This window comes from Kutzneria sp. CA-103260 (assembly GCF_018263855.1).
GTDB lineage: Bacteria > Actinomycetota > Actinomycetes > Mycobacteriales > Pseudonocardiaceae > Kutzneria.
Window position 1 is genome coordinate 1,442,074 of the sequence record NZ_CP073318.1, and the last position, 13,347, is coordinate 1,455,420.

Sequence of the window (13,347 nt, forward strand, 5' to 3'; positions counted from 1 at the left end):
ATGACCGAGAACACGACCGTGCTGCACGACATGCCGCGCGAGACCGAGCTGCTCAGCGGGGCCGAGGCCCGCCCGCTCAGCTTCGAGATGGCCGCGGCCACTCCGGAGACCAAGCGGGATCTGCGCAGCCGCACGCTGGACGACCAGCTGTCGCTGATCGGCTCGCTGGCCTCGGCGGCCGCGCTGGACTGGGTGCTCTACGATCGGCTGCTGCCGTTCTCCGGGGTTTTCGGCTTCGTCGTCAGCTGGTTCGCCCTGTTCCTGGTGCTGTACGCGGTGGTCACGGGCCTGCGGCACGGCCGGGCGCAGATCGTCGACCGGGTGATGGCGGCGGTGGTGCACGCGGCGGCCATCATCGTCGGCGGCACGCTGGCGCTGGTCGTGGTCAGCACTGTGGTGCAGGGGATTCCGGCGCTGGCGCACCTGAACTTCTTCGTCTCCGACCTCAGCCACGCCGGCCCGCTCGACCCGCTGACTGTCGGCGGTGTGCTGCACGCCGTGGTCGGCACGCTGATCGAGGTGGCCATCACGGTGGTCATCACGCTGCCGCTGGGAGTGCTCACGGCCGTGTTCCTCAACGAGGTCGGCGGGCGGCTGGCCACCTTCGTGCGCACGGTGGTGGAGGCGATGACCGCGCTGCCGGACGTGGTCGCCGGCCTGTTCGTCTACATCGTCCTGCTGGTGGCGCTCGGCCTGCCCGCATCCGGCTTCGCGGCGGCGATCGCGCTGGCCATCACCATGCTGCCGATCACCGCCCGCGCCGCCGAAGTGGTGCTGCGGGTGGTGCCCGGCGGCCTGCGCGAGGCCGGTCTGGCGCTGGGATCCTCGCAGTGGCGCACGGTTTGGCACGTGGTGCTGCCGACTGCCCGCGCCGGCCTGGCCACGGCGCTGATCCTCGGCGTCGCCCGCGGCATCGGCGAGACCGCGCCGGTGCTGCTCACCTCGACCTACAGCACCTACCTCAACGCGAACCCGGTCAGCGGCCCGATGGTGTCGCTGCCGTTCTTCGTCTACGAGATGGCCCTGCAACCCGAGCAGGTTCAGGTGCAACGGGCCTTCGGCGGCGCGACCGTGCTGCTTGTCCTGGTGGTGCTGCTGTTCGTCGCGGCACGTGCGCTCGCCCGCGGGCGGGGAGGAAGACGATGACACGAAGGATTCTGCTGCTGCTGGCCGCCGCCGCGCTCGCGGTGCTGGTCGGGCCGGCGCCGGCGGCGATGGCCGGTGAGGTGCTGCAGGGCGAGGGCTCGTCGTGGAGCGCCAACGCGATGAACCAGTGGACGTCCGACGAGTCGGCCAAGGGCGTGGAGATCGCGTTCACCAGCTCGTCGTCGGGCGCCGGCCGACAGAAGTTCGGCCAGTACCAGCAGGACTTCGCCAACTCCGACATCCCGTTCCAGGGCGTGGACCCGCTCACCAAGCAGCCGGACAACGCCAACGGCCGGGACTTCGCGTACATGCCGATCATCGCCGGCGGCACCTCGCTGATGTACCACCTGCAGCAGGGCAAGGACCTGATCCGCAACGTGCGGCTGAGCGGCCTGACCGTGGCCAAGATCTTCACCGGCAAGATCACCATGTGGAACGACCCGGCGATCACCGCCGACATGAACGGCCACGCGCTGCCGGCCAAGAAGATCCAGGTGGTTGTCGCGTCCGGCGGGTCGGGTACCACGTTCCAGTTCACCGACTGGATCAACCACCAGTTCCCGGACGTGTGGAAGGCCTACGCCGGCCAGGCCGCCGCCACCTCGTACTACCCGGTGAACGCGCCGAATGTGACCGCGCAGGGCAACGACTCCACGATGTCCAGCACCATCGCCGCCGACAGCTACGACGGCGCGATCGGCTACGTGCAGTACTCCTACGCGCTCAACGCCAAGTTCCCGGTGGCGAAGATCCTCAACGCCGCCGGCTACTACGCCGCGCCGACGCCCTACAACGTGGCCGTCGCGCTCACCAAGGCCAAGCTGAACATGGACCAGTCCGACATCACCAAGTATCTCACCCAGGACCTGTCGGACGTCTTCACCTTCGGCGACCCACGGGTGTACCCGATGTCCGCGTACTCGTACATGATCGTCCCGATCGGCCAGAACGACCGGCTGATCACAGCCGACAAGGCCAAGACCTTCGCCGACTTCTCCTACTACTTCCTGTGCGAGGGCCAGCAGGAGGCGCCGGCGCTGGGCTACTCGCCGCTGCCGCTGAACCTGGTGCAGGCCGGTTTCGACCAGGTCAAGCGGTTCAGCCGGATCGACCCGAAGGACCTGCAGAACCGGGATCCGCGCAGCTGCGACAATCCCACGTTCGACCCGGGCAACCCGAGCGCCAACAAGCTGGCGGAGATCGATCCGGCGCCGCAGGCCTGCGACAAGCAGGGCGCCGGGCCGTGCGGCACGGACAACAACTCCGACCCGCTCAAGAACGGCTCGGGCGGCGGCACCGGCGGCACCGGATCCGGTGGCGCAGCGGCCACCTCGACGTCGGCACCGCCGTCCATCGACCCGGAGACCGGGCAGGCCATCGGCGATTCCGCAGGCGGTTCCGGCGGCGACTCCTCGGCCACGGCCAGCGAGCTGGCGGCCTTCCGTGCCCAGAGCATGACCACCGTGATGGGCGTGCTCGCGGCCGTCGAGGTCGTGCTCGTGCTCCTCGTGCCCGCGTTCGTCGCGCGGGCGATCAGCAAGCGCCGCAACAGAAACAACGGGGGTGGCTGAGATGCGCCAGCGAATCGCCGCACTGCTGGGTGTGCTGGTCTGCCTGGCGCTGACCGTCGTCGGACCGGCCGCCGCGCCGGCGTCGGCCGACGCCACCGGCAGTGCCGTCACGGTGACCAAGAAGATCACCGACGGCAAGGGCGTCAGCCACACTGTCACGGTCAGCGTGTCGCAGACGCAGAACCTGTTGGCCCGGCAGAACGTCCTGGTCAGCTGGAGCGGCGCGGCCCCGACGCACAACTACTCGGTGACCAGCGACCCCTCGCTGACCAACGCCGACGAGTACCCGATGGTGCTGATGCAGTGCTGGGGCCTGGACAAGCCGTCCGACCCGAGCAACCCGATGAGCGACGGCGCGATGGACCCCACGCACTGCGCGACCAGCATGGGGCTCAACTCGTTCGTGCCGGCGGTGGTCAAGGACACCAACGGCATCGCCAACCAGCCGGACAACAACTCGCACGTCTACAACCTCGGCCTGATCGCGCACCAGTTGCAGTTCCAGGCGGTCAACGGCACCTGGTACAACATGTACTACGGCTCGGCGGCCAGCCAGAACGACTCCATCCCGCCGGAGCTGCGGTCGGGTGGCTCGCTGGCGCTGACCGCCCGGGGCGAGTGGTCCGACGCCAGCGGCAGCCGGGCCGGGGTGCCGTTCGAGATGCGCAGCTCCGGCGAGTACCCGTTCCTCGGCTGCTCGGACACGCAGGCGTGCACGCTGGTCGCGGTGCCGATCATGGATCCGCAGTGCAACGCCACCGCGGCCGCCGCCTGCGCGGCGGGTCCGAAGACGCCGGTGGGGATCGGCGGTCAGCCGGTCGCCTCGGTCAGCCCGTACCTGCGGGCCAACGCCTGGTGGCTGACGACGAACTGGCGCAACCGCCTCTCTGTAGGGCTGACCTTCGCGCCGCAGCATCCGTGCGACGTGGTCGACCAACGCAAGCCGGTGACGATCAGCGGCTCCGAGCCCGCCGCCTACGCGTTGAGCTACTACTGGGCGCCGCACTTCTGCCTGGATCCCAAGAGCTTCCGGATGACCTACGTCGTGCAGCCCGAGCCGCTGGCCCGGTCGTCGCTGACCACCAACGGTCCCACCGGCTATGGCGCGAACGCCATCCTGACCACGTTGCCGGCCACCGGATCCCCGCGGCCGGTGGTGCACGCGCCCGTGCTGGACGCGGGATTCGCCGTCACGTTCCTGATAGACGACGGCAACGGCAGCCAGGTCACCCAGTTGAAGCTGACGCCGCTGATGCTGGCCAAGCTGATCACGCAGTCGTACGAGGCGGGCAGCGGTGAGGCCGCGCTCAAGGGCAATCCGTTCAGCCTGTTCCGTGATCCCGAGTTCCTGGCCGTGAACCCGGGCTTCACGCTGAACAAGGGGGCCGCGCCGATCGACTACAACATGATCATGCCGCAGCCGACCCAGGCCGACGTGATCTGGGCGCTCACCAGCTATATCAACGCCGACCCCGAGGCGCGGGCGTGGTTGGACGGCGCGCCGGACCACTACAGCGGCATGGTGGTCAACCCGGCCTTCCGCGGCTACCAGCTGCCGCAGCTGTTCGCCGAACTGCGGGACAACACCCCGGATCCGGCCGTTCGGACCGCCACTCCGCAGTCCGGCGACTACGCGTGCGTGCACTCGCTGAGCGCGCCGCCGCCGTACTTCAACCTGGTCAAGCAGAGCGTGGGCACGTTGCAGGACTCGATCAACGCGCTGCTCGCCCGGCAGAGCCCCGCGCCTCGCGCCTGCGACTCCGACCCGGCCAGCGCCACCGCAAACACGTTCGTCAAGCAGGCCGCGCAGGTGGTCGGCACCCGCAATCTGCTCGCGATCACCAGCGTGGCCCAGGCCGACACGTACGTGATGCCGATGGCCCAGCTCCAGGTGCACCAGGTGTCGGACACCTCGCGGCTGTTCGCCGGGCCCAGCTCCGACTCGATGGCCGCCGCGCTGGGATACACCGTGCAGGACAAGGACACCGGCGTGCTGTCGCTGGACTTCCCGCACCTGTCCTCGAACTCCTATCCAGGCACGATGCCGGTCTACGCGGCGATCCCGACGTCCGGCCTGGACAAGGCGACCGCCCAGGCGTACGCGTCGTTCCTGACCTTCGCCGCCACCGACGGCCAGACGCCCGGCACCAACGTGGGCAACCTGCCGCCGGGCTACGCGCCGCTGCCCGACGTGCTGAGGCAGTACACGCTGGCCGCGGCGGCCGCCGTTGCCGCGCAGAACGGCCAAGTTCCCACGCCGCCGAACAACATCGCCGACCAGATCCGCAACCAGACCAGCCAGCAGGCCACGGTCGGCAACGGCCTCGGCGGGCAGAACACCGTGCCGGCCGGCGGATCCACGCCGTCGACATCGGCCACGCCCGGCTCCGGGGACTCGCCGAAGAACACCCCAACCACGCTGGCCACCACGCGGGGCGTCGATTCCTGGCTCGCCGCCTGGGGATTGCCGATCCTGCTCGCCGTCGGCGTGCTGGCCGGGGTCGCGGTGCCGCTGGTGCGGCTGGCCGCGCAGCCGGGGCACCCGGTGCGGGTCGCGGTGGCCGGCGCGTTCAACCGGACGCTGGGCAAGATCCTCCCCCGACGGTCGAGCTGACGGAGCACCGGTGACCACGACGGATCCGGACACGACAACACAACTGGATACGGCGCCGTTGGTCCAGGCGGAGCCGGCCACCGAGGAGATCGGGGCCGGCGCGCCCCCGCCGGCTGCGACCCGTCCGCCACGGCCACCGATGCCGTTCGAGGCCAAGCTGCTCAGCCAGATCCTGGGCATGCTGGCCGTCGGCCTGCTCGGCCTGGCCGGTTATCTGCTGGTGCTCAGCCCGATCGAGCAGAGTAACGACCAGGACCGGCTGTACGCCCAGCTGCGGGAGGAACTGGCCGCGGCCACCGCGCCCACCGGCGGCGTGATCAACGCCGGCAGTCCGGTGGCGCTGCTGACGATTCCCGGTTTGTCCTTCAACCAGGTGGTCGTCGAGGGCACCGCGCCCGGCGATCTGCGCAAGGGGCCCGGCCACCGGCGGGACACGCCGCTGCCCGGCCAAGCCGGAGTGTCCCTTGTGTACGGTCGGTCCGCGACGTTCGGCGCGCCGTTCGCCCAGATCGACCGCTTGCAGCCGGGGGACCGGATCACCGCGTCCACCGGTCAGGGCGAGTTCACCTATCGGGTGCTGGGCGTCCGACGCGTCGGCGATCCGCTGCCGCCGCAGCTGGCCAAGGGCTCCGGCCGGCTCACCCTGGAGACCTCGGCCGGCGCGGATCCGTTGCAGCATGGTGAAACCCTGTTCGTGGACGCCGACCTGGTCTCCACCGCCGCGCCAACGCCCGGCGGGCGGCCGGGGGTGATCCCGCCGGAGGAGAGCGCGATGGCCTCCGACGCCAACGCCTCGATCCCGTTGGTGCTGGGACTCCAGGCGCTGGGCGTGCTGCTCGGTCTGCTGGTCTGGGCCCGGCATCGTTGGGGCAGAAGGGAAGCGACTCTGCTCGGAATTCCCTTGATTGTCGCGGTGGTGTGGAACCTCTACGGCTCGGTGGCCGAACTGCTGCCGAACATGCTGTGACCGACGTGTGGCGAACAGCGCGCGTTTGCCTGTTCTTCGCCTGAGGGGACTTTCCTTCTCCCGGGGCCGGAAGGCTCCCGGACGACAAGGAGAAACCCCTGATGTTCAAACGACTTGTCCCCGCACTCGCCGTCGCCGCGGTGGCCGTGCCGGCCGCGCTGGCAGGGCCGGCCCAGGCCGCCCCGGCCGACGGGCTCAGCTTCCACGTCCTCGGCGAGGTGGGGATTCCCGGCCTCACCGTGAACGGCGCGACCTTCGGCGGACTGTCCGGTGTGGACTTCGACGCCGCGTCCAACACCTGGCGCGCCATCAGCGACGACAGATCCGACCACGGCCCGGCCCGGTTCTACTCGCTGAGCCTGGGCGTGACCCAGTCGGCGATGACCGCCTCGGTGCAGTCCGGCATGGTTCCCCTGCTCCGCAAGGACGGCACCCCCTACCCGCCGTCCGCGACCGCCGGCCCGGACACCGTGCAGCCGCAGGCCATCCGCTACGACCCCACCACCAAGAACGTGTTCTGGGCCGAGGCCGGCGAGAACACCTCGACGCTGACCGTGGACCCATCGCTGCGGGAAGCCAGCGCCACCGGGCAGTTCGTGGCCCAGTTGCCGGCGTCCAACCGGCTCAAGTCCACCGTGACCGGCGGCATCCAGCCGGGCAAGGGCCTGTCCGGCCTGACCTTCTCCACCAACAACGCGCTCGCGGTGTCCACCGTGGCCGCCCCGCTGCTCCAGGACGGCACCGGCGTCACCCGCATCACCGGTCAGAGCCGGGCGCTGAACTGGAACATCGTCTGGCAGTACACCTACCAGCTCGACGCGCTCACCGGTGACCAGGTCGTGGACATCCTGGCCGTCGACACCACGCACTACCTGGTGCTGGAGCGGGCCGACAACAACAACGTCCGCCTCTACGAGATCGACGTGACCGGGGCGACCAACGTCGCCGGCGTGTCCGCGCTGGCCGGGGCCACCTTCACGCCGGTGAGCAAGAAGCTGGTGCTGGACTTCGCCTCGCTCGGCCTCTGCGAGCCCGCGGCGTTCTCCGGCCTGACCTGGGGCCCGGTCCTGCCGAACGGCCAGCGCACGCTGGTGTTCGTCTCCGACAACGGTTTTGACCGGCGCATCAACACCGAGATCCTGGCGCTGGCCGTCAGCGGCTCCTGAAAACACCGGTGCCCCGGGACTTTTCGTCCCGGGGCACCGTCGTGCGTCGCGGAAGGTCAGCCCTGGAAGGACTCGGCCACGCCGCAGTTGCTGATCGTGGTGAAGCCGTTGTTGGTGATCGTGCCGGCCGCCGCCGAGCTGCAGATCCAGCCGGTGCTGCTGATGCCGCCGTCGCCGAGCAGGTTCTGCATGGTGGCGTCAACGGTGCCCGTGGTCGGGTCGGCCTTGACCACGTTGTAGACCTCGCGGGTGGCGTCGAAGCCCGTGGTGTTCAGCGCGATCTGGCCGGCCGGCACCTTGGACTTGAAGCGGGCCACCGAGAACGGCGCGATGGCGTCGCTGTTGTTGGCGATCGGGGCCGGGTCGTGCTCCTCGGCCTGGGTGATGCAGCCGTTGTTGACGCCGGCCTGGATGGTGGCGTCGGAGACGTTGATGGCGCCCTCGAAGAAGCTGCGGGTGCCCGAGCCGGCCTGCGGGATGATGGCCTGGATGGCGTCGGTGCTGGCGCCCGGCACCAGGTCGCTCCACTTGACCGCGGAGCCGGTGTTGCCGCAGGAGTAGATCGTGTTCAGCTGCGCGGCGGTCAGGCCGTCGACACCGTGGGTGGCGGTGGCGGCGGACAGGGCGTAGCGCACCTCGTCCTGGGCGAAGGGCAGGAAGATCAGGCCCTGGTCGCCGTCACGCGGGCCGCGCGAGGAGCGGGCGACGTCCACGCTGCTGTTCTGCAGCAGGGCGGTGATGCCCTCGCTGGAGCCGTTCGGGCGGGTGAGGCTGACGCCCGGCTTCACGGTGATCGATTCGTGCGCCGCGCCGGTGCTCGGGTTCACCGCGTCCCACGAGTCGAACAGTCTGCCCGGGTTCGTGGCGTTGTAGGCGGTGGCCAGGTCGTCGTCGACGAACTGGATGGTGTCCGAACCGACGGCGGTGATGTCGGTGGCGGCGACGGCCTGCTGCGGGTCGGCGAAGGCCGGCGCGGCCAGTGTGGCGACGAGCGCGGTGACGCCGGCGGCCAGCACGGCACCCTTGGCGAAGGTGGAACGCATGGATAGAACTCCTTGTTCTCCAACGTTTTCCTGCCCCTGGCGAGGCGATGACAACGTTGCCTGGCGTGCCGCTCGGTTACCAGGACGTGACGCTGAAGGTTGGGCTTTCGCCCCCTTCCCACCGGGTTAACCAGCAACCAACAGCGCGCCGCCCGCGTTGGACATGTCCGGTGAACCCGTCGTTCACGCGCCGGTGCCCCGCCGCGACTAGGGTTTGGTCGTGCTACCGCAGGAGACCGAGCTCGAGCGCACCCGGCTGGACCTCAATCCCACCGCCCGCGTGGAGGACGAGCAGCCGCCGACCCCCAGCCCCGGCCCGGTCACCGGCGCCACCCTGGACGCCGTCGGCGTGTCGGCCTGGTTCGGCCGGCGCAAGGTGCTGCAACGGGTTTCGCTGACCATGAACGCCGGCGAGGTGACCGCCCTGATCGGGCCGTCCGGCTGCGGCAAGTCGACCTTCCTGCGCATCCTCAACCGTATGCACGAGCTGGTGCCCGGCGCCTCGTTGGCCGGCGAGGTCCGCCTGGACGGCAACGACATCTACGAGCCGGGCCGGCGGATCACCGAGACCCGGCGGCAGATCGGCATGGTCTTCCAGAAGCCCAACCCGTTTCCCGCGATGTCCATCGCCGACAACGTGACCGCCGGCCTGAAGCTGATCGGCGTGCGCGCTTCCCGTGCCGACAAACGGGATCTGGTCGAGGAATGCCTGACCCGGGCCGGCCTGTGGGCCGAGGTCCGGGACCGGCTCGGCCAGCCCGGCGGCGCCCTGTCCGGCGGTCAGCAGCAGCGGCTGTGCATCGCCCGAACCCTGGCCGTGCGGCCCGAAGTGCTGCTCATGGACGAGCCCTGCTCCGCCCTCGACCCCACCTCCACCCGACGGGTCGAGGAGACCATCGAAGAGCTCCGCACCGAGGTCACCATCGTCATCGTCACCCACAACATGCAGCAGGCACAACGGGTTTCCCAGCACTGCGCCTTCTTCCTGGCCGAGAACGGCGAACCGGGCCACATCGTCGAGTCCGGCCCCACCGACGCGATGTTCGACGCCCCCGTCGACCCCCGCACCGCCGACTACGTCCACGGCCGCTTCGGCTAGAGCTTGTCGGCGTCCAGCACGGCCTTGGCGAAGTCCTGCGGGGCCTCCTGGGGCACGTTGTGGCCGATGCCCTTGAAGACGCGGTGCTCGTACTTGCCGGTGAACTTGTTCCGGTAGGCCTTGCCGTCGATGGCGGCGCCGTCGAAGTCGCTGCCGATGGTGATGGTGGGCACGGTGACCGGCGGGGCGGCCTGGAGCTTCTGCTCGATGTCCTCGTACTGCTTGTCGCCGTCGGCCAGGCCGAGGCGCCAGCGGTAGTTGTGGATGACGACGGCGACGTGGTCGGGGTTGTCGAAGGCCTTGGCGCTGCGGTCGTAGGTGGTGTCGTCGAACTTCCAGTCGGGCGAGGCCAGGTTCCAGATCAGCTTGTTGAAGTCGTGCCGGTTCTGGGTGTAGCCGGCCACGCCGCGGTCGGTGGCGAAGTAGAACTGGTACCACCAGCCGCGTTCGGCGGCGGGGGACAGCGGCTGCTGCTGGGCCTTGAGGTTGGTCACCAGGTAACCGCTGACCAGCACCGCGGCCTTGACTCGCTCCGGCCACGCCGCGGCGACGCAGCCGGCCGTCCGGCTGCCCCAGTCGTAGCCGGCGAGCACGGCCTTGTCGATGTGCAGGGCGTCCATCAGCGCGACGAGGTCGGACGCGGTGGCGGCCTGCTGACCGTTGCGCATGGTGTCGGCGGACAGGAACGTGGTGCTGCCGTAGCCGCGCAGGAAGGGCACGATGACCCGATAGCCGGCGGCGGCCAGGATCGGGGCCGCGTCGACGTAGGAGTAGATGTCGTACGGCCAGCCGTGCAGCAGGAACACCGGCTTGCCGTCGGCCGGGCCGACCTCGGCGTAGCCGACGTTGAGCGGGCCGGCCTGGATCTGCTTGAGCGCGGGGAACGAGGTGTGGCCGCCGCCGGCGGTGGTGGTCGCGGCCGGGGCGGCGGTGTTGCCCGACGAGCAGGCGGCCAGCGTGCCCGCCGCCACCACGCCGGCGAACCCCTGCGCGAAAACTCTCCTGCTGATCATCGAGCACACTCCTGATCGGACGGCTTGTCACTGCGTCCCCGACGCTAGTTCCGGCCGTGGACCAGGGGCGACCGTCGGATGACGTAGTCGGCGTACGTCATCGGCCGAGCACTTCTCGCAGCTCGGTGCGGGAGGTGATGCCCAGCTTCGGGAAGATCCGGTGCAGGTGGGTGCTGACGGTGCGGTGCGAGAGATAAAGCTGCTGCCCGATCTCCCGGTTCGTCAAGCCCTCGGCGGCCAGCCGCGCGATGTGCAGCTCATGGGGCGTCAGCTCGCCGACCGCGTCGGTATGCGCGTCGGGGCTGGCCTCGCCGGCGGCCCGCAGCTCGTGCCGGGCCCGCTCCGCCCACGCCGTCACGCCCAGTGCCTCGAACGTCTCGCGCGCGGCCCGCAGCTGCGGCCGTGAATCGACGGGACGTCGTTGCCGGCGCAGCCATTCCCCGTACGCGAGCTGCGTGCGGCCACGCTCCAACGGCCACGTCTCGGCGTCGAGGGCCGCGCGGAACAGCTTTTCCGCCTCATGGTCCGGGGCCAGCACCGCGCGGGCGTGCCGGAGTCCACTGTGGAGCGCCGGGGACGGCGACGCCATGGCGTGCATCTCGAACTCCTGCACCAGTTCCCCGACGACGCCGAGTTGGTCGCAGCGCACCGCCGCCTCGGTCAGCTCGGCGATCTGGTAGCAGCGCAACGCCATCTGGTACGCGGGGTCGGCAGGATCGTTGAGCCGCATCAGGTTCGCGAACGCGTCGGCGTGCCGGCCCTCGCCCAGCGCGGCGATGCCACGGGCCAACTGCACCGTGGCCAACACCGGCCGCGCGCCGGCGGCGAGCCCGATCCGCTCCGCCTGCGCGGCCAGTTCCTCACATTTGTCGTAATCTCCGCGCAGCGCGGCGATTTCCGCCTGCGTGGCCAGGGTGAGCCCGTGGATGTACGGCTGCGAGGTCTCGACCGCGAGCCGCTGACCCTCCTCGGCCGCCGACAACGCCGTGGCCAGGTCGCCCAGCCGCACCGAACTCCACGCCTGCACGCCCAGAGCCCGGGCCAGCAGCGCGAGCCGGCCCTGGGCTCGCAGGCCCGGCTGGGCGCTCGCGGAGAACCGGGCCGCCAGGTCGAACGCGCCGGCCAGCATCGAGGCGCTGCCCAGGAACCGGTCCACCGACGCGTCCCGGTCGCCGTGTCGGGCCAGCTCGGCCAGGTCGGCCAGCACCGCCTCGCCGCGTTCGAACGGTGTGACGTAGGCGTTGATCGCCACCAGCCGCGGGTCGCGTCGCGCCAGCGGCATCCGGTCGGCGGCCCGGGTCAGGCGGCAGCGGTCGGTCGGGCCCGGCTCGACCCAGAAGCAGCGCATCGCCGCGCCCCACAGGATCAGCATGGCCTGGTCGAGGTCCCCGTCGGCCAGGACCTTGATCGCCAGGTCGGCCAGCTCACCAGGGCCGGAGACGTCATCGCGCAGGCCGTCGTCGAAGGCGGTCGGCAACCAGCGGACCACCGCCCGCTGGTTGTCGGTCAGATCGAGAGTCGAGGCGTCGGCCAGCAGCCGGTCGACCAGGTCCCGTTGGCCCGTCTCGACCGCGAGCGTGGCTGCCTTCAACAGCCACTCCGCTTTCCGTTGCGACGACTCGCTCAGGCGGGCCGACCGCGCCAGGGCGGTCACCGTAGCGTCCACGCCGCCCCGGCGCTCCAGTCGTTCGGCTGATTCCTGCAGCTCAGCGGCCAGGGCCTCGTCCGGACCGGTGGTGGCCGCCGCTCGGTGCCAGACCCGGCGGTCCTCGTCGCTGACGACCTCGGCCAGGGCTTGGTGGGCCGCCTGCCGTTGGCACGGGTCCGCGGCTTTGACGATCGCCGACCGCACCAGCGGGTGTCGGAAGGCCAGGGTGTCCTCGGCGACCGTGACCAGATCGGCGTCCACGGCCGGGGTGAGTGCCGCCAAGTCCGCCTTCGCGGCGCACAACGCTTCGTGCAACGCATTCGTGTCATTCACCGCTGCGACAAGCAGGACGGTCCGAGTCTGCGGCGGGAGCTTTCGCGCGCGGACCGCGAACGCCTGCTCCAGGCTGGTCACGTCGCCGCTGGTCAGTTCTCGTAGCGCCAACGGATTTCCCGCCGCCGAGGCCACCACCCTTCGCCGTTCGGCCGAGGACAACTCGGGCGCGGTGCGGGCCAGCAGTTCCGCCGCCCCGGAGTCGGTCAGCGGCTTCAGGCTCAGCGTCGGAAGAGTAGCCATTCGGGCAGGCTCTCCGTCCCGAATGGCCGCCACCAGCGCGATCGGCTCCGATTCCAGCCGCCGGGCGACAAAGGCCAGCACATCCTGGCTGTTCGGATCCAGCCAGTGCGCGTCGTCCACGACCAGCAGCAGCGGGTGGTGAGCCGCTGCCTCGGCCAGCAGGTTCAGCACCGCCATGCCGACCAGGAAGACCTCCGGCCGCGGCCCGTCGGCCAGCCCCAGCGCCGTGCGCAGGGCCTCGCCCTGGGTCGCCGGCAGGCCGTCGATGTCCTTGCGCAGCGGGAACAACAGCTGGTGCAGGCCCGCATAAGGCAAGTGGTGCTCGGCCTCCACACCCACCGCCGTCAACGTCCGCAGCCCCGGCGCCTCGATCTCCGCCAGCAACGCCGACTTGCCGATGCCCGCCTCGCCCCGCACCACCAGCGCCCCGCCGCGGTCCGAAACTCCCTCGATCAGCTCCGCCAGCCGGGCGCGTTCCGACTCCCGCTCACACAACGCCACGTT

9 protein-coding genes are annotated in these 13,347 nt (G+C 70.4%); 6 read left to right on the plus strand and 3 right to left on the minus strand.

All coding sequences use genetic code 11. The features are described from left to right. From pstA to JJ691_RS06380, 5 genes are all read left to right on the plus strand, one after another. On the plus strand, positions 1–1,146 hold the full coding sequence (pstA, locus tag JJ691_RS06360) for a phosphate ABC transporter permease PstA (RefSeq protein ID WP_211767856.1): 1,146 nt from the start codon (positions 1–3) through the stop codon (positions 1,144–1,146). Next, positions 1,143–2,717 carry a phosphate ABC transporter substrate-binding protein PstS gene (locus tag JJ691_RS06365; protein WP_211767857.1) on the plus strand — a complete coding sequence of 525 codons (1,575 nt, stop codon included), beginning with the start codon at positions 1,143–1,145 and terminating at the stop codon, positions 2,715–2,717. Before pstA ends, JJ691_RS06365 begins: the two co-directional genes overlap by 4 nt. A gap of 1 nt (position 2,718) precedes the next feature. Further along, positions 2,719–5,331 (plus strand): hypothetical protein, encoded by a 2,613-nt coding sequence (locus tag JJ691_RS06370; protein ID WP_211767858.1) that lies wholly within the window; start codon positions 2,719–2,721, stop codon positions 5,329–5,331. Positions 5,332–5,341: 10 nt separating this feature from the next. Continuing rightward, positions 5,342–6,298 (plus strand): class E sortase, encoded by a 957-nt coding sequence (locus tag JJ691_RS06375; RefSeq protein WP_211767859.1) that lies wholly within the window; start codon positions 5,342–5,344, stop codon positions 6,296–6,298. Between the two features lie 101 nt (positions 6,299–6,399). Beyond that, on the plus strand, positions 6,400–7,464 hold the full coding sequence (locus JJ691_RS06380; protein WP_211767860.1) for an esterase-like activity of phytase family protein: 1,065 nt from the start codon (positions 6,400–6,402) through the stop codon (positions 7,462–7,464). 56 nt (positions 7,465–7,520) lie between these two features. Here the strand turns inward: JJ691_RS06380 and JJ691_RS06385 are convergent, their stop codons facing one another. Continuing rightward, entirely contained in the window at positions 7,521–8,507 is a 987-nt protein-coding gene (locus JJ691_RS06385; protein WP_211767861.1) for a substrate-binding domain-containing protein, read from the minus strand. A gap of 334 nt (positions 8,508–8,841) precedes the next feature. Here JJ691_RS06385 and JJ691_RS06390 point away from each other — a divergent pair, with 334 nt between their 5' ends. Next, entirely contained in the window at positions 8,842–9,606 is a 765-nt protein-coding gene (locus tag JJ691_RS06390) for a phosphate ABC transporter ATP-binding protein (protein ID WP_249228197.1), read from the plus strand. Here the strand turns inward: JJ691_RS06390 and JJ691_RS06395 are convergent. Next, positions 9,603–10,619 (minus strand): alpha/beta fold hydrolase, encoded by a 1,017-nt coding sequence (locus JJ691_RS06395; RefSeq protein ID WP_211767862.1) that lies wholly within the window; start codon positions 10,617–10,619, stop codon positions 9,603–9,605. The genes JJ691_RS06390 and JJ691_RS06395 overlap by 4 nt on opposite strands. A 97-nt stretch (positions 10,620–10,716) precedes the next feature. Continuing rightward, positions 10,717–13,344, minus strand: a complete 2,628-nt coding sequence (locus JJ691_RS06400; RefSeq protein WP_211767863.1) for an ATP-binding protein — start codon at positions 13,342–13,344, stop codon at positions 10,717–10,719. Positions 13,345–13,347 lie beyond the last annotated feature (3 nt).

Bases quoted from the DNA above. Each gene is read 5' to 3' on its own strand.
- pstA (WP_211767856.1), top strand. From the start codon at position 1: ATGACCGAGAACACGACCGTGCTGCACGACATGCCGCGCGAGACCGAG.
- JJ691_RS06365 (WP_211767857.1), top strand. From the start codon at position 1,143: ATGACACGAAGGATTCTGCTGCTGCTGGCCGCCGCCGCGCTCGCGGTG.
- JJ691_RS06370 (WP_211767858.1), top strand. From the start codon at position 2,719: ATGCGCCAGCGAATCGCCGCACTGCTGGGTGTGCTGGTCTGCCTGGCG.
- JJ691_RS06380 (WP_211767860.1), top strand. From the start codon at position 6,400: ATGTTCAAACGACTTGTCCCCGCACTCGCCGTCGCCGCGGTGGCCGTG.
- JJ691_RS06385 (WP_211767861.1), bottom strand. From the start codon at position 8,507: ATGCGTTCCACCTTCGCCAAGGGTGCCGTGCTGGCCGCCGGCGTCACC.
- JJ691_RS06395 (WP_211767862.1), bottom strand. From the start codon at position 10,619: ATGATCAGCAGGAGAGTTTTCGCGCAGGGGTTCGCCGGCGTGGTGGCG.